Origin of the sequence: Nocardioides gilvus, assembly GCF_003194605.1 — a bacterium.
GTDB classification, from domain to species: Bacteria; Actinomycetota; Actinomycetes; order Propionibacteriales; family Nocardioidaceae; genus Nocardioides; species Nocardioides gilvus.
Window position 1 is genome coordinate 494,048 of record NZ_QHKY01000003.1, and the last position, 20,501, is coordinate 514,548.

Sequence of the window (20,501 nt, forward strand, 5' to 3'; positions counted from 1 at the left end):
GAGCGACACCAGGCCCACCGAGCGGGGCGACCGGTGGACCCACTGCCCAGATGACGACGCCAGCACGTCACCACTCGCTCAACCTTGGGGGAGACAGGAGGAGGATGACACGTCGGATCTGTTCGGCGAGGGGTCCCGAGTCGCCCCGACTCGGGGACTGGGGGTGATGCCGTGCACCGAGCAACGGTGCATGACTCACAGTAGGACGGGACGACGACGTCCCACCACCACCGGGGGACACGAACTTCGACCGCGCCCTTGTGCACCGTGCACATGCCGGGAACAAGGTGCGGCGGGCTACCCCTTGCTACCGTCGCGGGTGGAGCCGCCACCCCCGGCTCCCCGGACGAGGGAGCCGTACCCGGAACGCGACAGGACGGCCACCGAAAGGTGTGTGTGCCATGGCCTGGCTCGTGCTGGTCGTCTCCGGAATGTTCGAGGCCGTCTGGGCGGTCGCCCTCGGTCGGACCGAGGGATTCACTCGCCTCGGGCCCTCACTGGTCTTCGTCGGCGCCTTGACGATCAGCATGGGCGGGCTGGCGTACGCGATGCGCACGCTCCCGACCGGGACCGCGTACGCGGTGTGGGTGGGGATCGGCGCGTCTCTCGCGGTGGTCTACTCGATGGCGACCGGCGAGGAGTCCGTGAGTCTGGTGAAGGTGCTGCTGATCTGCGGCCTGGTGGGTTGCATCGTGGGCTTGAAACTCGCGCACTGAGCGCGTGTCGCACTGGACACGCGCGGCACTCCATGCCCATTTCAGATGATGTGGAGGCCATTTCGTCCTCAACACCTCCGCACGTGGGTCATCCTCTTCCTGCCCACCACCAGCCAGGAGGAACAGTGCAGACCACGACCAGCACCCCTGAGTCCGACACCACCTTCTCGGTGGGCGTCGACGCGATCGTGGTGGGTGACGACGGGCGCGGAGGGCTGCTGGCTGCTTCCTTGCGCTACGCGAGTCGCCTCGCCAAGGCCATGAGCCACGTCCTGGACCTGGGCGAGTTGACCCACCTCGAGACCACGGGCAGCCGGACGGTCATCACCGAGGTCTCCTGGGACCTGGCCGGTGAATGTCGACTGCGCGGGCAGGTGATCGAGTCGAAGCGACCCGCATCCCCGACTGCCGCATCCGTTCCGGAGGGGCCGGGCGGGACGGACGGAATGGACGCCGTCATCGACGTGTGCCTGTCAGCGCTCGAGTCGTGCGACTCGGTCCGTTGGGCAGCACTCTTCCGTCGCGACCTGCCACCGCTGCACACCACGGCGATGGCGGCCGGCGCGACGCTCGGACAGGTCGGGCTCCGCGCGCTCGGCATCCTCGGCGGCATCGACGAAGAACTGCGTGAGACCTGCGTCTGGCTCGGGTACGACCGCGGCACCCTCGTCCTGGCACCGGTGGGCCCTCACTGCCTGGTGATCTCGGTCGACACCGATCGACTCGACGCGGGCCCGCTGCTGGCCAGCGTCGAGGAGACCCAGGCGCGTCTGGCCCCGTACGACCTGACCACCGCCGCCGTCCGGCCCCGCCGGGTGTCGTCGGGCAACGGGTCCCCCGGGATCGTGGGCCCGCCGCGTCTCATCGGCTCGACCGGCGCCGGCGGTGTGCCCCGGGCGTTCGAGGGTCTCATCGTGGGCCAGGGCACGCCGCTCACCGTCGGCCCGTTCGGCAGTGCCGTCGACGCGAGCGATGACGTGGAGGGAGACAGCTCGCGTCGGGTCCTCCGCCGACCCCCGATGCCGCTGACCCTGCGCCGCTGAGCCGGGCCGCTGACCCTGCGCCGTTGACCCTGGGCCGCTGACCTGGGCCGCTGCCCTGGGCCGCTGAGCAACGGCGGCTCAGAAGCCTTCGAGGCCCTCGAGCGAGTCGGGCACGACGAACTCCTCGTCCTCCTTGGTTGCCTCGTCGCCCTCGGAGTTGAGCAGCCCGTCAGGGTCGCTGCGGACGGGCAGGCGCTCCAACGCTGCCGCCACCAGGGCGACCTGGATCGTGACCGCAGCCCGGCGCCGCAACTTGCCGCCGGCATCTCCGACACACCCCTCGACCGCCTCGGTGATCTGGGCCGCGGTGAAGGTGGGACGCGTGCCGGCCGCCACCTCGACGTCGGGCAGCGCGATCAGGACCGGGATGAGTTGGCTGCCCAGACCCTCGAGCAGCTGGTAGCGCTGGTAGCGGTCCATCGTGGTCCAGTACTCGTCCACGTCGATCTTCTGCTTGCGGAGGTCCTTCCGCCCGGCGAGCACCATCTTGGCGGCGCCGTGCAGTGCCTGGGTGAGCTCGTGCTCGGTGAATCGCATGGTGACAGTCTCTCTCATCGCGGTGCTGCGCGCCCGTCTCAGACCCTGATGGACTGGCGGTCCGCCCGCACCTTCTCCATCCGCAGGCTGTCGCGCAACCGTAGGTCGTCGCGCACGGCGGCCACGCGCTGCGGCGTGCCCATCTGGGCCAGTCCCATGGCGATGTGCTCGTCGCCCGGCTCGAAGGCCCTGGTCAGACCCGGCGCAGCGGTCGAACGGCCCGTTGCCCGGTCCCGGAGCCAGTGCTCGACGAGGGCGTCGGTCTGCGCCGCGACGCTGCGATGGAAGAGGTCACCGATGCGGACCAGGTCGCCGGACGAGCTCACGATGACGGCGGCCCGGGTGCCCACCGGGAACGCGCACCGCAGCCGCACCCAGGCTCCGGAGGGGGCGTGGGCCGAGATCCGCCAGATCGGGTGCCGGGAGGCCTCACGGATCCTGGAGAAGGTCGCGGTCTCCATGGCTCGATCAGGCTGGAAACGCATCTCGTCGAGGTCGGTCAACAGGGCCAGCGCCAGGTCGTGGCGCTCCCGCGCCCTGCCGTCGCCAGCGCTGGCCCGGGTCGCCAGGGCGGCGAGCCAGTCCCAGAATTCGGCGGGGGCTTCAACGATCACCGCCTGACCATCACCTCCGCAGTGCGGACCCACAAGGGCCAGGGGCAAATTTGCCCAGTACAGATGATCTGGAGGCCTTCGGACCCTCTCGCCTCCACCTGCGAGAATGTGCCGTCGCACCCCCACGCCCCGAGAGCCCGATGTCCACCACCCTGCAGGCACCCGCCCCGACGAAGAGCGTCCGGGCGCCCCGCACCGACATCCAGGGGTTGCGGGCCCTCGCCGTCTCGATGGTGCTGATCTACCACGTCGCGCCGGCGTCGCTGACCGGCGGTTTCGTCGGGGTGGACGTCTTCTTCGTGATCTCCGGCTTCCTGATCACCTCCCACCTGCTGACCCGCACACCGCGCACCGGTCGTGACTTCGTGGACTTCTGGGCGCGTCGGATCAGACGTCTCCTGCCGGCCTCCCTGCTGGTGCTGGCCGTGACCGTCGTCGCCACCTGGCTGCTGGGTCCCGAGACCCTCTGGGAGAACACCGCCCGCCAGGCCGGTGCCGCCACGCTCTACTCCGTGAACTGGCTGCTCGCGGCCGATGCCGTCGACTACCTCGCCGCGGAGAACGCCGCCACAGGCGTCCAGCACTACTGGTCGCTCGCGGTCGAGGAGCAGTTTTACCTCGTCTGGCCCCTCCTGATCGGACTGCTCGCCCTCATCGCCCGCCGCTCGGGGTGGCGCCGCGAGCTGGTGTGGGCGACCGGCCTGGGCGCCGTCGCCCTCGCCTCCCTGGTCTGGTCGGTCCGGCTCACCGCGAGCGATCCGGGCCGCGCCTACTTCGAGTCCCCGACCCGGGTCTGGGAGCTCGCCGCCGGCGGTCTGGTGGCGCTCGCGCTGCTGCACCGTACGGAGCGCCCACCGACCCCGGGCACCCGCGCGAGCTTCCTGGCTGTGGGGCTCGGGTGGGCCGGCCTCGGGGCGATCGCCGTCGCCGGTCTCACCTTCGACGCCCGGACGCCGTTCCCGAGCTGGACCGCTGCCCTCCCCGTGCTCGGCACCTGCGCCGTGATCGCCGCGCGCGCCGACGCCCGGTGGTGGTCGCCGGGCGGAGTGCTGGCTCTGCGCCCGGCGCAGTGGTTGGGCGACATCTCCTACTCGGTCTACCTGTGGCACTGGCCGTTGGTCGTCCTCGTCGGCGCCCTGTCGGCGCCCTTGGGGTTGCTCGACGCCGCCGGGATCGTCGTACTGAGTCTCGGGCTCGCCGCGTTGACCAAGAAGTACGTCGAGGACCCCTTCCGGACGGCCTCCTGGAACAGACGTACGGGCGCCACGTACGGCTTCGGAGCCGCCGCCATGGCCGTGGTGCTGGTCCTTGCGGGCGCGCTCTGGCTGCACGTCCAGGATCGGCAGGAGGCTGCCGAGGCACAGGTGCGCGAAGCCCTCGCCGAGGCGGATCCCTGCCTGGGCGCGGGTGCGCTGGACCCGGACCAGACCTGCAGCGAGCCCAGCGGTGCGCCGATCCCCACTCCGTTGCAGGCGTCCAGCGACAAGTCCCAGGCGTACGGCGACGTCTCCGGTGGCCAGGACTGCTGGTCCTCCCAGCCGTCGTTCCCGCTGCTCACCTGCGACTTCGGGGACGTCGACGCCGCCCACGACGTGGTGCTGCTCGGCAACTCGCACGCGGGCCACTGGCTCCCCGCCCTGCAGCAGATCGCCACCGGTCGGGACTGGCGAATCACCACGATGTTGGCCTCGCAGTGCGCCTCCACCGACGCCGACCTCGAATTCTCCACCCCGGCCCGCAGCGACGCCTGTCGCGACTGGACCGAGACCGCGGTCGAGGAGATCGTGGAGCGCTCCCCCGATCTGGTGGTGATGTCGAACAGGGTCAGCCTGCCGTTGGCAGGGGCGACGTACGAACAGAGCGCCGCAGGCTACGCGGACGGCTACGAGCGGGTGCTGCGCCGTCTTGCTGAGGCCGGTGTGGCGGTCGCGGTGCTGCGGGACACGCCGGCGCCGGGCGACGGGGGCGAGATCACCTCGATCCCGGACTGTCTCGCCGAGCACCTCCCCGACGCCGCGGCGTGCGGCGGCCCCCGCGATGACTGGGTGAGCTTCGACCCGGACCCGGCGGCCACGGCGGCGACGCGGATCGCCGACAAGGGGGTGGGCGTCGTCGACCTCAACGACAGGATCTGCCGCGCGCAGAACTGTGACGCCGTCGTCGGTGGGGTGATTGTCTACTTCGACGCCTCACACCTCACCGCGACGTACGCCCGCACGCTGGCTCCTGCCCTGGATCGCGCGCTCGTCTCGGGTGGGCTGATGCCTCGCTGACGCACGTCGCCGATCCAGGGATCGCGTCTCGTGTCCGGCAGGTTAACCAGGGTGCAGCTGTGTGAACTCTGTGTGAGAAGCAGTAGTTCGTGCGCGCTGGTGCCGCACAGTTCACTCAGCGGCTTCCCCGCCCGACCGCCAGGAGGAACAGTGCCCCCCACCACCGAACCTGATTCCACGCCGGACACCACCTTCTCCCTCGGGGTCGATGCAGCCATGCTGGGCGACGACGGTCACGGCGGCCTGCTGGCGGCCTCACTGCGCTACGTCTGCCGACTCGCCAAGGCCCTGGGAGACGTCCTGGACCTCGGCGACCTCTCCCACGTCGAGACCACCGGCAGCACCATCGTCATCGCGGAGATCGGCTGGGACCTGGCCGGAGACTGCCGCCTGCGCGGTCAGGTGCTCCGCTCGACCGCCCCCTCCTCCACAGCCACCGAGGCCGCTGCGCCGGGCGAGGTCGACGAGGTCGTCGACTCCTGCCTGCAGACCCTCGAGTCGGCCGACTCGGTCCGCTGGGCTGCGGTGGTCCGCCGGGATCTCCCACTCCTGCACACCGACGCGGCCCCGGCCGCCGCCGCCCTGGGGCAGGTCGGGTTGCGTGCCCTCGGGATCCTCGGGGGCATCGGAGCCGACCTGCGCGAGACCTGTGTCTGGCTGGGATTCGCCCGCGGCACGCTGATCCTGAGCCCGCTGGGAGCTCACTGCCTGGTCCTCTCGGTCGACACCCAGCGGCTCGACGCCACCGCACTGGTGAGCGACGTCGTCGGGACGCAGGCAGCGCTCGCTCCGCACGACCTCGCCCGCGCCACCACCCTGGCCGAACGCGCCGCAGCCCTCGCGGAGGCCGAGGCGCGCGCGGCGTACGAGGACGAGGAGTTCGCGTTGCCGCCGATCAACGACCTCCCCCTCACCGGAGCCCGATTCGCCGGCGCCCCCGGCGCCAAGGCACGCGAGAACAGCGGCGCCCGGCGGTTCAGGCGACCTCTGGTGCCGATCCCCGTGCGCCGTTGACGCTGACATGGATGGGGAGTCCGGGAGAGCCTTGGGCTCCCTAGACTCCCGCCATGACCAGCCCCGTGGACCCTGACCCTGCGCCCCGACCGACCAGGCGTGTGTGGGTCAGGCGTACCGCGATCGGCGTTGGGCTGGTGCTGGTGCTCGTTGTCGTCGCGCTCTTCACCGTCGTGCCGGGAGTGGTCGAACGGTCACTCAACAAGGTCGTCCCCGCAGAGTTGCCCGAGGTGAGCGCGCAGAGTCGTGCGGTGCACGACCGGATCACGGTCGTCGACATGCACGCCGACACCCTGATGTGGGACCGGGACCTGTTGGAGCGGGGCTCACGCGGACACGTCGACCTGCCCCGGTTGCAGGAGGGCAACGTGGCTCTCCAGGTCTTCTCGTCGGTCTCGAAGTCGCCGCGCGGCATGAACGTCGACTCCACCAGCGCCGACTCCGACAACATCACCCTGCTCGCGATCGCCCAGCGACAGCCGTTGCGCACCTGGCGCTCGCTGCTGGAGCGTTCGCTCCACCATGCCGACAAGCTCGACCAGGCCGCCCGGGACTCCGACGGTCGCCTGCAACTCGTGCGTACGAAGGGCGACCTCGACGACCTGCTGGCCGCCCGCGGCGCGGGTGAGCAGGTGACCGGGGCGATGTTCTCGGTGGAGGGCCTGCAGAACCTCGAGGGCGACGCGGACAACCTGGCCAAGCTGTTCGACGCCGGGGCCCGGATGGCGGGGTTCACCCACTTCTTCGACAACGAGGTCTCCGGCTCGATGCACGGCGAGGAGAAGGGGGCGCTCACCGAGTTGGGTCGCGAGGTCCTGGCGGAGATGGAGAGGCTGGGGATGGTCGTCGACGTCGCCCACATCAGCGAGCCGGCGCTCGCCGAGATCCTCGAGTTGGCGACCCGTCCGGTGGTCTCCAGCCACGGCGGGGTGGCAGCCACCTGCGACACGAACCGCAACCTCAGCGACGAGCAGATCCGCGGTGTCGCGCAAACAGGTGGTGTGGTGGGGATCGGCTACTGGGAGGCCGCGGTCTGCGAACGCACGGTGACGGCAGTGGTGGACGCCATCGAGCACGTCATCGAGGTCGGCGGCCTTGAGACCGCAGCTCTCGGGAGTGACTTCGACGGCGCCGTCGCCACGGGTTGGGACACCAGCCAGATCGCTGCCGTCACCCACGAGCTTTTGGAGCGCGGCCACAGCGAGGCGGACGTCGCCGCGATCATGGGCGGCAACACGCTGCGGGTGCTGCGCGAGGTGCTGCCCCAGTAGGTGGTCCAGCAGCAGCATCGATGGTCAACGCAGCGGGGCCTCGGGGTCAGCCGGGCGGGCGCGGCACCTGGTCGGCCAACTGCTGGGGCGCTTGGACACAGTAGGAGTCCGTGAGCAACTCGGCCACCTCTTCCCAGTCGGTCTGCCCGTCGACGACCAGACCGATCCCGTCACTGCTCCAGCCCGTGCAGAAGTAGGGGTCGCCCAGGTGTCGGAAGGCCGCGACCTCGTCCGGCTCGCCGCGGAACGTGACCCGGAAGAGTTGGTCCTCACCGCCGAAGACGTGGGCGACGGTCCTGCCCCGGACCCGCCACCGGACCCCGGTCCAGGCCGCCTCCTGCTCGACCTCGGGCAGCGCGAGCAGCACCTCACCGATTCGCCGCACCCATGCCAGCGGTACCTCAGGACGTTGCACGCGAGCCATGGGTCAACTCTCCCACGGAGACCGCGATGACCAAGGCGTGACCACATGTGACGAATTACCCCATTTTAGGTACCAATAGGTGAGAATGAAGAGACCTGACCGGACTGTCCGGGCAGATCCGCCCAGCACTGATAGGGCACTCAACGCGGGTTGATCCCGTATCTGGAGTCGCATGAGCAAGATCCGCACGAACCCCGCCCGCAGCAGCCGGAGCACGTCGACAGGACTGGGGTTCGCGGCAGCGGGACTCCTGGCAGCCGGGATCGCCATCACGGGCATGAGCCCCGCCAACGCCGCTGAGGCCCCCATCGACCTGGGCACGGTCGCCTCCTTCTCCGTGATGGGCGCGAGCACCGTCACCAACACCGGCCCCTCCTCCCTCAGCGGCGACCTGGGCCTCTCCCCCGGCTCATCGATCACCGGCTTCCCGCCCGGCAAGTTCGGCGGCACGCGGCACATCTCCGACGCCGTGGCGAACACAGCGCAGGATGACCTCACGACTGCCTACAACGACGCAGCGGGACGGTCGACCACCAAGGCCGTCACCGCCGACCTGGCTGGGCAGACCCTCACCTCCGGTGTCCACACCGCACCGACCCTGAACCTGACCGGCGCACTGACGCTGGACGCCAAGGGTGACCCGGACGCGGTCTTCATCTTCCAGGCCGCCTCCACCCTGATCACCGCCTCGGCCAGCTCCGTCACGCTCATCAACGGTGCGTCCGCGTGCAACGTCTTCTGGCAGGTCGGCAGCTCCGCCACCCTGGGCACGAGCACCGACTTCATTGGCACGATCATGGCTCTCACCTCCGTCACGTTGAACAACGACGCCGACGTACGCGGTCGCGTGCTGGCCCGCAACGGCGCGGTCACGCTGAACAACAACGAGATCAGCACGCCGAATTGCGACGCCGTGGTCGAGCCCTCCGCGACGCCGACTCCGACGCCGACAGTGGACCCCTCAGCGACTCCGACCCCCTCGGACTCCCCGAGCTCGACTCCGACCCCGTCGGACTCCCCGAGCTCGACTCCGACCCCGTCGGACTCCCCGAGCTCGACTCCGACGCCGAGTGAGAGTCCCTCGGAGACTCCCGTCCCGTCGCCGAGCGACACTCCTTCGGAGACGCCGACCGTGCCGACGGAGTCCGTGCCGCCGAGCACCCCGACCCCGCCGAGTGACACCGCCGGACCGCCCGCGGGCAATCCCGGCCCCCCGAACGGCACGCCGACGCCCCCGACGGACACTCCGACACCGCCCTCGGGCACCCCGACCATCCCGGTCGGCCACCCGCCCACGGGCCTCGGCGGCACGCAGGAGACCCTGCCCAACAGCGCGCTCTTCCTCTTCACCCTGGCCGGCCTCGCGGCAACTGGCGCCATCGCTGTTCCCACGTTGCGCAGGCGCCCGGCGCGCAAGCACTGAGGCTCCACCCATGACCGGATCGCCAGCTGGACCACCCGACGGCGCGGGGCGTACACCCCTGCGCCGCTGGGTGATTCCGGCCTGCTTCTTCGTGGTCTCGGTGACCCTGGTCGTCGCTGGCCTCCTCCTCACCCGTCAGGACCCGGCGGCGACAGCGTCCGTGGCACGTACGCCCGCCACCTCCGGCCCGGCTTCGACCGACCCCTCTCCGGAGCCCTCGGAAGAGCGCCGTGCGTCCACGACAGCCCCCGCGAACAGCACCCCCACGTCTGCCGGGCATGCGTCCACGGTTTCCGCCCCGACCGCTCTCACCATCGAGTCCATCGGCGTGCGCAGCGACCTGGTCCGCCTCGGCCTGGAGGATGACCGCACGGTCGAGGTGCCCGAGGACGCTGACCAGGCCGGTTGGTACGAACTCGGCGCCACCCCCGGTGAGGTCGGCTCGGCGGTGATCCTCGGTCACGTCGACTCGACCGAGGGCCCCGCCGTTTTCCACCGCCTGCGCGAGCTCGCCCCCGGGGACCGGATCAACGTGGCCATGGCGGACGGCGACGACGAACTCTTCGAGGTCTCCCGCATCGAGACGGTCCGCAACGCCGACTTCCCGGCCACCGAGGTCTACGGCTCCAAGGATCGACCGACCCTGACCCTGGTCACCTGCGGTGGCGAGTACGACAAGGCACGTGGCGGGTACCAGTCCAATGTGATCGTCTACACCGAGCACGTCGGCTGAGCAGGCTCAGCCCGGGCCATGGCCCCGTCCGCCCAGGGCCAGTTGCCGATCTGTTGTCCGACCGACAGGATCGCACCATGGGGGACAACGATCGTGACGGGACCGAACAGGTCACTGGCGTTCCACGGGCGCTGCAGATCCCGTTGTACGTGATCCTGGCGCTGGGCGTGTTGTTCGCGCTCGTCTTCATCGACGCCTCGATCGGGCACGACGGGCTGCACTGCGAACTCGGGTTCGTGCTCTCCGACAAGGACGATGCCTGCGGCGGATTCTGGCGCTGACGCCCGCCCCGAGTTGATCGAGACAGTTTGGCGCCCAGACCACCTGAACGACTCAGCCCCGGTCTGCACAGGTGCAGATCGGGGCTGTTGGCGTGGGGCCGCCTGTCAGAATCGAACTGACGACCTTCTCATTACGAGTGAGATGCTCTACCAACTGAGCTAAGGCGGCAAGGTGCTCGCAGTATCCCGGCGGACGGATCCGAGGGACTGACGGACAACCGCGGACGAGTATACGGACAGGCGACGGCGCGAGGAAAACGGCACCCCACCCCGGACGTACGGGGCCCGGACGCCCCCGCCGTCATCGCCACTCGGTCAGCAGGAGAGCCCGTCTTCGGGGACCTTCCCGTCGACCAGGTAGGACTCGATGGCCTCGTCCACGCAGGCGTTGCCGGCGTTGTACGCCGTGTGCCCGTCGCCGTCGCGCCGGATCAGGACGCCTGACTCCAACTGCTCGGCGAGGGCCTCGGCCCAGACCATCGGGGTGGCGGGGTCGCGGGTGGTGCCGGTGACCACGATCGGGGCTGCGCCGGCACCGTCGATCTCGATCGGCTCGGGCACGTCCTGGTCGAAGAACTGGCAGCCGAGCTGCCCCCAGGCGAAGACCCGTCCGAAGGTCGGTGAAGCCTCCTCGAAGTCGGCGAAGTCGTCCGGGACCTGCTCGGCCGGCACGAAGCTGGGGTCGTCCAGGCAACGGATGGCTGCGATCGCCTCCACGCTGTTGTCGGTGTAACCGTTCGGGCCACGCGAGGAGTACAGGTCAGCCAGTTGCAGGAGACCGGAGCCGTCGTTGGCCAGCGCCTTCTCGAGAGCGGCATCGAGCATGGGCCAGTAGTCGCGGTTGTAGAGCGGCATCACGATGCCGTAGAACGCGTTGCCGGCACCGAGCTCGCGTCCTCCGCCTGCCTTCATGGGCTGGGCGTCGACGCGGTCGACCAGATCGGTGAGGGTCTCGAGCCCTGTCTCGACCGAATCACCCAACTGGCACTCACCTTGATCGACGCAGTCCTGGATGTAGGCGCGCAGCGCGGTCTCGAAGCCACCCGCCTGCACCAAGGACTTGTCACGCTCGGAGGCCGAGACGTCGACTCCCCCGTCGAGCACGAAGTGGCCGACCCGCTCGGGGAACAGTTCTGCGTACGTCGCCCCGAGTTGGGTGCCGTACGAGGCGCCGAAGTAGTCGAGGCGCTCCTGGCCGAGGGCGGCGCGCAGGACGTCCATGTCCTTGGCCGCCTCCACGGTGCTGACGTGGTTGACCAGGTCGCCGGACTTCTCCCGGCACCCCTGGGCGAACTTCTTGTTCCAGGCCACGACCTCGGCGACCTCCGCATCGGTGGTGGGGGCCGGGTCTGCCTTCAGGTAGGCGTCGACGTCGTCGTCGCTGAGGCAGTCGACGGGGTTGCTGCGGCCCGTGCCACGGGGATCGAACCCGACGATGTCGAAGTGGCTGAGCACCGGGTCACCGAAGGCGAAAGCGGCCTGCGCGGCGTACGTGGTCCCGGGAGCCCCCGGACCGCCGGGGTTGACCACCAGCGAGCCGATCCGCTGGTCGGGCTTCTTGGCCAGCGTCTTGAGCAGCAGCAGGTCGAGCTGCTTGCCCTCGGGCGCTGCGTAGTCCTGCGGGACCTTCAACCACCCGCACTCGAAACCCGTGCCGCACTCCTCCCAGCTGATCTGCTGGGAGTAGTAGGAGGCCAGCTCGGGTGAGGGCGGCTCGATGACGTCGGCCGCGGAGCTGCCCTGCTCCTGCAGCGGACGCTCCGGGGAGTCGTCGCTGCTGAGCAACTGCTGGAAGAAGAGCAGCGCGCCCATGATGGTGCCCAGCACCAGGGCGGCGACGGCAATCAGGGCCACGGCCTTCTTCATCGACGCTCTCCTTCGAGCCGCAGCGCGACCATCATGGACTCCAGGGCCATCTGTGGCCCGACGTTGTGCTCCAGCATCTGTTCGCGGGCGGTGAAGATCGCCTCGATCCGGCGCAGGTGCGCCTCCGGCGTCGAACGCCTGACCAACTGGGCGATGTCCGCGCGGATCTCCTCGTTGACCAGGGCGGTCGTGGCGCCCACCCCGGTCGCGATCGCATCGCGGTAGACGGAGACCAGGTCCATCAGGGCCCGGTCGATCACGTCGAGCAGACGACGCTTGGCCCGACGCTTCTGACCGGCCTCGAGCTCCTTGAGCGCGGGGGCGTACTCGCGAGGACGCTTGCCGCGACCCTCCACTCCGTACGACCGGTCCAGCTCTGCCTTCTCGCGCAGCTCGATCGCCGCGGTCTGCGCATCGGTCTCGTGCTTGGCCACCTCGATCAGGTTGGCGGCGGCGTTCATGCAGGAGCCCAGCGAGATCAGCTTGGCGGGCCAGTGCACCACCTCGTTGCGGCGGTTGCGGGTGCCCTCGTCGCGGGCCAGCGCGCGGGCCCGACCGATGTGTCCCTGGCTCGCCCGGGCGGCGTGGGCCGCGATCGTCTCGGGGACCTGGTCGTTGCGCACCAGGAACTCGGTGACCTGGGCCGCCGTCGGGGTGGTGAGCGTGACCGAGCGGCAGCGCGAACGGATCGTCACCAGCACGTCCTCGGAGGTCGGCGCGCAGAGCAACCACACCGTGCGCGCGTTGGGCTCCTCGATCGCCTTGAGCAGGGCGTTGAAACCGTGGTCGTTGAGGCGGTCGGCGTCCTCGATGACGATCACCTGCCAGCGCGCCCCGTTGGGCGAGAGGGCGGCCCTGCGGACCAGGTCGCGGACGTCCTTCACCGCGATCACCAGCGCGTCGGTCCGTACGGCGGTGACGTCGGCGTGGGTGCCTCCCATCACCGTGCGGCACGAGTGGCACTCGCCGCAGCCGGCCCGGGTGCACTGCAGGGCAGCGGCGAACGCCAGCGCAGCGTTGGAGCGCCCCGACCCGGGCGGGCCGGTGAAGAGCCAGGCGTGGGTCATGCCGTCGCCGCGGGCAGCCCGGTCGAGCGTCTCGATGACGTGGCGCTGGCCGACCAGGGAGTCCCAGATCGGGGCGGCCTGCACAGCGGGCGCGCTCATCCGACCACCGCCGAAGACAGCAGCGAGGAGACCCGATCGCGGATGGCGGCCGCGATCTCCTCGACCGGCGCGCGAGCGTCGAGCACCAGGTAGCGCCCCTCCTCACCAGCGGCGGCCAGGGCCAGGAAGGCCTCACGGACCCGCTGGTGGAAGTCGATCGACTCTGCCTCGATCCGGTCGCGCTCGGTGAAGCGCCCCAGACCGGCCTGCGGCGCCAGGTCCAGCAGCACGGTCAGGTGGGGCCGCAGCCCGCCGGTGGCCCAGCGCATGATCGGCTCCACCTCGTCGGCACTGAGCGCACGGCCAGCCCCTTGGTAGGCGAGGGCGGAGTCGACGTAACGGTCGGTGATGACGACCTCGCCGCGGGCCAGGGCCGGAAGCACGACGGTGTCGACGTGCTCGGCCTTGTCGGCTGCGTAGACCAGGGCCTCCGTACGGTCCGACAGCGCGCCGGTGGCCGGGTCCAGGACGATCTCGCGCAACCGCTGCCCCACCGGGGTGTCCCCGGGCTCGAAGGTCAGTACGACGGTGTGCCCCGCAGCCTCCAGCCACTCCTGCAACAGGCGGGACTGGGTCGACTTGCCGGCCCCCTCGCCGCCCTCGAAACAGACGAAGAGACCCGACTCGGCATGGACCGGGGGCATGGAGGAAGTCACGCCCACACCCTACGGGCGAGCGGTGAGGGCCGGGGCAGGTGCGTGCACAGGCGTACGGTGAGATCCATGGGCTGGTGGACCGACCACGTCGTGCCGCGACTGACCGACAGCGCGCTCGCCGCACCTGAGATCGGCGCACTGCGCCGAGTGGCCTGCGCCCCGCTGACCGGGCGCCTCCTCGAGGTCGGCTTCGGCTCGGGGCTCAACCTGCCCCACCTCGGCCCTGAGGTCACGGGCGTGGACGCCGTCGAGCCCTCCGACGTGGGGTGGGCGCGCTCGGAGTCGCGGCGCCGGGACTTCCCCGTCCCGGTGCGCCGCATCGGCCTGGACGGGCAGGAGATCAACGCCCCCGACGCGACCTACGACTCCGCGCTGGTCACCTTCTCGCTCTGCACCATCGACGACCCGGCGCGGGCGTTGACCCAGATCCACCGACTGCTCCGCCCCGGCGGCGTCCTGGCCTTCCTGGAGCACGGGCTCAGCCCCGAACCGGGCACGGCCCGCTGGCAACGTCGACTCGACCCGCTCCAGCGGACCCTCTGCGGCGGCTGCCACCTGAGTCGTGACATCCCGGGGTTGCTGACCGGGGCTGGCTTCGAGATCCACTCGCTGGAGGAGCGGGTGCTGCTCCCCGGCCCGGCGTTCGCGCGCCCGTGGGCGTACGGGTTCGTGGGTCAGGCGGTCAGAGCAGAGCCTGCGCGAGACCCAGACCGAAGGCGACCACCACCACCAGAGGGCCACTGACCCGGAAGTTGGTCCGCGGGCGCCCACCGAGACCGGTCGGACCACCCAGCAGCAGGTAGGCCGGCACGGCCAGCGTCGGCACCCAGACCAGCAACCAGAACCAGGCCCACCGGGTGGCACGTAGGGGTTGCGGGCCGAGCACGATCTGCACCAACACGGCCCACCACACGAGGAGCGTCAGTATCCCGGCCCAGAAGGGCAGCTGGTGGCCGCCGTCTTCGTCGATGTGCCCACCGACGGTGCTGCCGGTGTGACGGGGGCGCTCCACCACCTCGAGGCCCGGTTGCAACTCCTTCCACTCGGCCACCAGATCGTCGGTGACCACCACCGCGTCGGCGCCGTTGCGGAGGGCTTTCCGTTCCTGTCGCTCCGAGCTGACCTGGGTCACCTCGGCGAACCGGGGACGGAACTTGTCTCGCCAGTGCACTTCGAGAGTGGCGTACCCGCTTCTTTCCGGCTTCATCCCCGGCATCCCGGCGACTTCGACCCTGGTCACCTCGCCGCTCTCCAGCGCTTGGGTGAGGGAGTCGTACGGCACGTGCTTGGCGCCCTCGGTCAGCCAGGCCGCGGCGATGGCCAGGGCCGCGAGGGCCAGGACCCAGCCGTAGATCCGGTGGCCACGCGGCCACCGGTCGCTGCGCGGAGCAGCAGAGCTCGGCGCGTCGATGCCAGCGGACATCACCGCTGCCGAGGCCGGGACCTGCTCATTCGTCATGAGCGGACCCTAGCGACACATCACCCCGTCCGGCTTCAATCTCGACCGGACGGTTCTTGGGACACGTCCAGAGAGAGGAGTGAAGCGAAATCGCCACACCCGACACATTGGCCACTGATGTTTCACCCAGGCGAAACACTTCTGACCCACCCCGGTCGCATCCGGCGCACAGACTCTCCAGCAGACGGTCGGACCAATCCGCCGAGCACCGTCACCACCGAAGGGAGACGACGATGATGTGGACCGTGAAGGCAATCTTCACCGACCGACGCAACGGCGTCGCGGCGGTGGCGACCGGAGCCGCCGATCACAACCTGGTGCTGATGGGCCTGCGCAGTCGCCCCGGGTGGAAGGCGCTGCTCGTCGACGAGCTCGTCCTCGCCACCCCGGGCGGTTGGAGCGCGGAGCGACTGGAGGCGTTCATGGTGACCGCGGGCGCGGCCACCGTGCAGGTCTCTCCGCTCATCGAGGAGCCGGCCGGGGCCAAGGCCCCGACCGAGATCGCAGCTCGTCGCGCCCACCCGGCCGGCTCCGGGTCCTGGCTGACCCACGCCCAGGCGTCCTGAGCAAGGACGCCTCCACAGTTCTGGCTCCCTCCAGAAACGCGTAGGGCCCCGTCACCGACGGGGCCCTACGTCTGGGTGGTGCCGGGTCGGCTCAGGCCTTCTTGGCGGCAGCCTTCGTCGCAGTCTTCTTCGTGGTGGTCTTCTTGGCCGTCGCCTTCTTGGCGGTGGCCTTCTTGGCAGGCGTCTTCTTCGCGGCGCTCGTCTTGGTGGCCGCCTTCTTGGCAGGCGCCTTCTTGGCGCTCTTCTTGGCCGTCTTCTTCGCCGGGCCCTTGTCGCGACGGTCCTGGAGCAGCTCGGCCGCCCGCTCGAGGGTGAGCTCCTCGACCGAGTCGTCCTTGCGGAGGGTGGCGTTGTACTCGCCGTCGGTCACGTACTCACCGAAGCGGCCCGCCTTGACGACGATCGGCTGCCCGGAGACCGGGTCGTTGCCGAGCTCCTTGAGCGGCGGGGTCGCGGCGCCACGACCCCGGGCCTTGGGCTGGGCGTAGATGGCCAGCGCCTCGTCCAGGGTGATGGTGAGCAGCTTCTCCTCCGAATCGATGGTGCGCGAGTCGGTGCCCTTCTTCAGGTACGGGCCGTAGCGGCCGTTCTGGGCGGTGATCTCGACGCCCTCGGGGTCGGTGCCGACGACGCGCGGCAGCGAGAGCAGCTGGACGGCCTCGTCGAGCGATACGGTGTCGATCGACATGGTCTTGAAGAGGGAGCTCGTACGCGGCTTGACGGCGTTCTTGCCGGTCTTCGGCGCATCCTCGGGGAGCAGCTCGGTCACGTACGGGCCGTAGCGACCGTTCTTTGCAACGACGACCAGGCCGGTCTCGGGGTGGTTGCCGAGCACGGCCTCCTCGCCTGCAGGTGTCTCCAGCAGCTCCAGTGCCTTGGCCATGGTCAGCTCGTCGGGCGGCAGGTCGTCGGGCACGTTGGCGCGGCGACCGGCGGTGGTGCCGTCCTCGTCGGGGCCGGCGACCTCCTCCACGTAGGGGCCGTAGCGGCCGACACGCAGGTGGATCTTCGAGTCGGGGCTGCCGATCGGGAAGGTCGCGAGCTCGCGGGCGTCGATGTCGCCCAGACCGGTGACCAGCGGGTGCAGGCCCTTGATGCGCTCGGAGCCGTAGTAGAACTCGTCGAGCTCGGAGACCCGGTCACGACGCCCGCCGGCGATGTCGTCGAGGACCGACTCCATCTCCGCGGTGAACTCGTAGGAGATCTGACGGGCGAAGTGCTCCTCCATCAGGCGGATGACTGAGAAGGCGATCCAGGCGGGGACGAGCGCCGTGCCCTTCTTGTAGACGTAGCCACGGTTGATGATCGTGGAGATGATCGAGGCGTACGTCGAGGGGCGGCCGATCTCGCGGTCCTCGAGCTCCTTGATCAGGGTCGCCTCGGTGTAGCGCGAGGGCGGCTTGGTCTCGTGGCCGTTCGCGGAGATGGAGGCCGAGCTGACCGAGGCACCCTCGACCAGCTCAGGCAGGCGGGTCTCCTGGTCGTCACGCTGTTTGGAGGAGTCGTCGAGTCCCTCCACGTAGGCCTTGAGGAAACCGTGGAAGGTGATGACGCGGCCCGAGGCCCCGAAGACCACGTCGCGGCCGTCGGAGGCCGCACCCCCGAGACGTACGGAGACGGACTGGCCGACGGCGTCCTTCATCTGCGACGCGATGGTGCGCATCCAGATGAGCTCGTAGAGGCGGAACTGATCGCCCTTGAGCCCCGTCTGGGCGGGCGTCTGGAAGGTGTCACCGGCAGGACGGATCGCCTCGTGGGCCTCTTGCGCGTTCTTCACCTTCGAGGCGTAGACGCGAGGACTGTCGGGCACGTACTCGGCGCCGTACAGCTCCCGGACCTGCTCGCGCGCCGACTCGACCGCGGAGGCCGAGATCGTCGTCGAGTCGGTACGCATGTAGGTGATGAAGCCGTTCTCGTACAGGCGCTGCGCCACCGACATCGCGACCTGCGCGCTCATGCCGAGCTTGCGGCCGGCCTCCTGCTGCAGCGTCGTCGTGCGGAAGGGGGCGTACGGGGAGCGCTTGTAGGGCTTGGACTCGACCGAGCGGACCGTGTACGTGGTGTCGTACAGCCCGTCGGCCAGCGCCTCGGCGCCCTTGCGGTCGAGGTGCACCACCGCGTCGGGCGACTTGAGCTCGCCGCCCTGGGTGAAGTCGGAACCGCGGGCGACGCGCTTGGCGTCGATGGAGTGCAGCTTGGCCGGGAACATCCGCGGGTCGACGTCGGCGCCGCCGTCGAAGGTGCCCTCGAGGTCCCAGTAGGAGGCGATGCGGAACTTCATCCGCTCCTTCTCCTTGTCGACCACGAGTCGGGTGGCGACCGACTGCACGCGGCCGGCGGAGAGGCCGCTCATGACCTTCTTCCACAGCACCGGGGAGACCTCGTACCCGTACAGGCGGTCGAGGATCCGGCGCGCCTCCTGGGCCTCGACCAGGTCCATGTCGAGCTCGCGCGGGTTGGCGGCGGCGGCGAGGATCGCGGGCTTGGTGATCTCGTGGAAGACCATCCGGCGCACCGGGATGCCCTTGGGCTTCAACTCGTCGAGGAGGTGCCAGGCGATGGCCTCACCCTCGCGGTCCTCATCGGTGGCGAGGAAGAGTTCGTCGGCGTCCTTGAGCAGCTTCTTCAGCTTGCTCATGTGGGCCTTCTTGTCCCGCGGAACGACGTAGTACGGCACGAAGCCGTTCTCCACGTCGACGCCCAGTCGGCCCCACTTCTTGTCCTTGATCGCCGTCGGGGTGTCGGCAGCACTCTGCGGAAGGTCACGGATGTGTCCGATGGAGGACTCGACGACATACCCCTTGCCGAGGTATTCACCGATCTTCTGCGCCTTGGTGGGCGACTCCACGATGACCAACTTGTGTGCCACTGACGATTCCTTGCTCTCACACGCCCCGAACGAGGCCGATCGCCGACACGGTAGCGCGTGCGGCTGAACCACAGCCCCTCCGGCCGACCCGGGGCACGTCGGACGAGACGCGCAGGGCTGTCACGGTGACAGTGATGCAGGACACGTTCGATCCGAAGATGCTCACGCGAACGTGACCATCTGGTCACGCAGGCGAAACACTCCGCCACCAGATTCCTCCTCATCAGCATGGCCTGGTCCACAGGCCTCCCAGGGAGGGAAAGAACTCGTGCGCAACCACACCACCATCCGGCGCCGCGCCTTCGCGGCCGCCTCAGTCCTCGTCTTCACTCTGACCACTGCCGCCTGCGGTGGCGCCAAGGCAACCGACGACGACGACAAGCCCGCCGCGAAGCCGGCGGAGTCCTGCGTCGACGTGTCGGGAGACACCGTCAAGCTCGGCTTCGTCAACTCCCTCACCGGCGCGATGGCCATCTCGGAGAAGACGGTCTCGTCCGTGCTCGGGATGGCTGCCGAGGAGATCAACGCATCCGGCGGGATCATGGGCAAGAAGATCGAACCTGTCCAGGAGGACGGCGCGACCGACTGGCCCACCTTCGCGGAGAAGACCGAGAAGCTGCTCACCGACGACTGCGTCGCAGCGGTCTTCGGCGGCTGGACCTCCTCGTCGCGCAAGGCGATGAAGCCGGTCGTGGAGAAGCACAACGGGCTGCTCTTCTACCCGGTCCAGTACGAGGGCCTCGAGGCGTCGAAGAACATCTACTACACGGGCGCGACGACCAACCAGCAGATCCTCCCGGCGATGGAGTTCCTCAAGGCCGAGGGTGTGAAGACGCTCTTCCTGGCCGGCTCCGACTACGTGTTCCCGCGCACCGCCAACGCGATCATCAAGCTGTACGCCGCGGAGCTGGGCATCGAGATCGTGGGTGAGGAGTACGTGCCGCTCGACAAGGACGACTGGACCACCCAGGTCTCCAAGATCGTCAAGGCCAAGCCGGACTTCATCTTCAACACCATCAACGGCTCGTCCAACGTCGGCTTCGTCAAGGCCTACACCGACGCCGGGCTGAAGGCCGAGACGACGCCGATCATCTCGGTGTCGATCGCGGAGGAGGAGGCCCCCAACATGGGCGCCTCGGTCGAGGGCCAGTACGCCGCGTGGAACTACTTCCAGTCGGTCGAGTCGCCGGCCAACGAGAAGTTCATCAAGGACTGGGTCGCCTACGACGGTCCCAGCGACGTGACGTCCGACCCGATGGAGGCGGCGTACATCTCGCTCTACCTCTACAAGGCGATGGTGGAGAAGGCAGGATCCTTCGACGTCGACAAGATCAACGAGGCCGCCGACGGCGTCTCCTTCGACGCACCCGAGGGCAAGGTCGTGATCGACGGCGAGAACCACCACATCAGCAAGCCGGGGCTGATCGGAAAGATCAACGCGGACAACCAGTTCGACGTCGTCTGGTCGTCGGACGCTCCGATCGAGCCGGACCCGTTCCTCAAGGGCTACGACTGGTTCCCGGAGTCGACGCGTGACGCCCTGGTGAAGGCCGCCGGCTGACGTTGCTGCACCAGTGAGGGGTCCCGCAC

Annotated in this window: 19 protein-coding genes, 1 tRNA gene and 1 riboswitch; of the genes, 11 read left to right on the forward strand and 9 right to left on the reverse strand. The window is 69.5% G+C overall.

What is annotated here, in order from left to right:
- Positions 1-319 precede the first annotated feature (319 nt).
- Positions 320-385, forward strand: a riboswitch (guanidine-III (ykkC-III) riboswitch).
- 16 nt (positions 386-401) lie between these two features.
- Both DNK52_RS11230 and DNK52_RS11235 read left to right on the forward strand, forming a co-directional pair.
- Positions 402-716, forward strand: coding sequence for a DMT family transporter (locus DNK52_RS11230; protein WP_110241063.1), 315 nt, complete (start codon positions 402-404; stop codon positions 714-716).
- A gap of 125 nt (positions 717-841) precedes the next feature.
- Positions 842-1,759 carry a hypothetical protein gene (locus DNK52_RS11235; protein WP_110241064.1) on the forward strand — a complete coding sequence of 306 codons (918 nt, stop codon included), beginning with the start codon at positions 842-844 and terminating at the stop codon, positions 1,757-1,759.
- A 78-nt stretch (positions 1,760-1,837) separates the two neighbouring features.
- On the opposite strand, the gene DNK52_RS11240 is transcribed toward DNK52_RS11235, so the two are convergent.
- Together DNK52_RS11240 and DNK52_RS11245 are read right to left on the reverse strand one after the other, a co-directional pair.
- Positions 1,838-2,296: a hypothetical protein gene (locus DNK52_RS11240; protein ID WP_204163494.1), complete on the reverse strand. Its 459-nt coding sequence runs from the start codon at positions 2,294-2,296 to the stop codon at positions 1,838-1,840.
- A 38-nt stretch (positions 2,297-2,334) separates the two neighbouring features.
- On the reverse strand, positions 2,335-2,910 hold the full coding sequence (locus DNK52_RS11245) for a hypothetical protein (RefSeq protein ID WP_110241065.1): 576 nt from the start codon (positions 2,908-2,910) through the stop codon (positions 2,335-2,337).
- A gap of 140 nt (positions 2,911-3,050) precedes the next feature.
- Between DNK52_RS11245 and DNK52_RS11250 the strand changes: the two genes are divergently transcribed.
- The 3 genes from DNK52_RS11250 to DNK52_RS11260 all read left to right on the forward strand — a co-directional run bounded on the left by DNK52_RS11250 (position 3,051) and on the right by DNK52_RS11260 (position 7,468).
- Positions 3,051-5,183, forward strand: a complete 2,133-nt coding sequence (locus DNK52_RS11250) for an acyltransferase family protein (protein ID WP_110241066.1) — start codon at positions 3,051-3,053, stop codon at positions 5,181-5,183.
- Between the two features lie 150 nt (positions 5,184-5,333).
- Complete coding sequence (locus DNK52_RS11255) at positions 5,334-6,197, forward strand: hypothetical protein (RefSeq protein WP_110241067.1); 864 nt, start codon at positions 5,334-5,336, stop codon at positions 6,195-6,197.
- A gap of 53 nt (positions 6,198-6,250) precedes the next feature.
- Positions 6,251-7,468, forward strand: a complete 1,218-nt coding sequence (locus DNK52_RS11260; protein WP_204163495.1) for a dipeptidase — start codon at positions 6,251-6,253, stop codon at positions 7,466-7,468.
- Positions 7,469-7,514: 46 nt separating this feature from the next.
- On the opposite strand, the gene DNK52_RS11265 is transcribed toward DNK52_RS11260, so the two are convergent.
- On the reverse strand, positions 7,515-7,892 hold the full coding sequence (locus DNK52_RS11265) for an MmcQ/YjbR family DNA-binding protein (RefSeq protein ID WP_110241068.1): 378 nt from the start codon (positions 7,890-7,892) through the stop codon (positions 7,515-7,517).
- 172 nt (positions 7,893-8,064) lie between these two features.
- Between DNK52_RS11265 and DNK52_RS16450 the strand changes: the two genes are divergently transcribed.
- The 3 genes from DNK52_RS16450 to DNK52_RS11280 all read left to right on the forward strand — a co-directional run bounded on the left by DNK52_RS16450 (position 8,065) and on the right by DNK52_RS11280 (position 10,329).
- Positions 8,065-9,315: an ice-binding family protein gene (locus DNK52_RS16450; protein ID WP_110241069.1), complete on the forward strand. Its 1,251-nt coding sequence runs from the start codon at positions 8,065-8,067 to the stop codon at positions 9,313-9,315.
- Between the two features lie 10 nt (positions 9,316-9,325).
- Positions 9,326-10,048, forward strand: coding sequence for a class F sortase (locus DNK52_RS11275; protein ID WP_110241070.1), 723 nt, complete (start codon positions 9,326-9,328; stop codon positions 10,046-10,048).
- A gap of 77 nt (positions 10,049-10,125) precedes the next feature.
- A complete protein-coding gene (locus DNK52_RS11280) occupies positions 10,126-10,329 on the forward strand; it encodes a hypothetical protein (protein WP_110241071.1) in 204 nt (67 codons plus the stop codon).
- 93 nt (positions 10,330-10,422) lie between these two features.
- Here DNK52_RS11280 and DNK52_RS11285 read toward each other — a convergent pair.
- The 4 genes from DNK52_RS11285 to tmk form a co-directional block, all read right to left on the reverse strand.
- Positions 10,423-10,498: transfer RNA gene (locus tag DNK52_RS11285), tRNA-Thr, on the reverse strand.
- A gap of 146 nt (positions 10,499-10,644) precedes the next feature.
- Complete coding sequence (locus DNK52_RS11290; RefSeq protein ID WP_110241072.1) at positions 10,645-12,195, reverse strand: alpha/beta hydrolase; 1,551 nt, start codon at positions 12,193-12,195, stop codon at positions 10,645-10,647.
- A complete protein-coding gene (locus DNK52_RS11295) occupies positions 12,192-13,361 on the reverse strand; it encodes a DNA polymerase III subunit delta' (protein ID WP_110241073.1) in 1,170 nt (389 codons plus the stop codon). The genes DNK52_RS11290 and DNK52_RS11295 overlap by 4 nt, the downstream gene beginning before the upstream one ends.
- Positions 13,358-14,017 carry a dTMP kinase gene (gene tmk, locus DNK52_RS11300; RefSeq protein WP_239455509.1) on the reverse strand — a complete coding sequence of 220 codons (660 nt, stop codon included), beginning with the start codon at positions 14,015-14,017 and terminating at the stop codon, positions 13,358-13,360. The genes DNK52_RS11295 and tmk overlap by 4 nt, the downstream gene beginning before the upstream one ends.
- 66 nt (positions 14,018-14,083) lie before the next feature.
- Between tmk and DNK52_RS11305 the strand changes: the two genes are divergently transcribed.
- Complete coding sequence (locus DNK52_RS11305; RefSeq protein WP_110241075.1) at positions 14,084-14,761, forward strand: class I SAM-dependent methyltransferase; 678 nt, start codon at positions 14,084-14,086, stop codon at positions 14,759-14,761.
- Here the strand turns inward: DNK52_RS11305 and DNK52_RS11310 are convergent.
- On the reverse strand, positions 14,700-15,476 hold the full coding sequence (locus tag DNK52_RS11310; RefSeq protein ID WP_110241076.1) for a hypothetical protein: 777 nt from the start codon (positions 15,474-15,476) through the stop codon (positions 14,700-14,702). The genes DNK52_RS11305 and DNK52_RS11310 overlap by 62 nt on opposite strands.
- A gap of 233 nt (positions 15,477-15,709) precedes the next feature.
- On the opposite strand from DNK52_RS11310, the gene DNK52_RS11315 reads away from it, so the two are divergent.
- Positions 15,710-16,042 (forward strand): hypothetical protein, encoded by a 333-nt coding sequence (locus DNK52_RS11315; RefSeq protein WP_110241077.1) that lies wholly within the window; start codon positions 15,710-15,712, stop codon positions 16,040-16,042.
- Between the two features lie 91 nt (positions 16,043-16,133).
- Here the strand turns inward: DNK52_RS11315 and topA are convergent, their stop codons facing one another.
- A complete protein-coding gene (gene topA, locus DNK52_RS11320) occupies positions 16,134-18,911 on the reverse strand; it encodes a type I DNA topoisomerase (protein ID WP_110241078.1) in 2,778 nt (925 codons plus the stop codon).
- Positions 18,912-19,179: 268 nt separating this feature from the next.
- On the opposite strand from topA, the gene urtA reads away from it, so the two are divergent.
- Positions 19,180-20,472: an urea ABC transporter substrate-binding protein gene (gene urtA, locus DNK52_RS11325; RefSeq protein WP_110241079.1), complete on the forward strand. Its 1,293-nt coding sequence runs from the start codon at positions 19,180-19,182 to the stop codon at positions 20,470-20,472.
- Positions 20,473-20,501 lie beyond the last annotated feature (29 nt).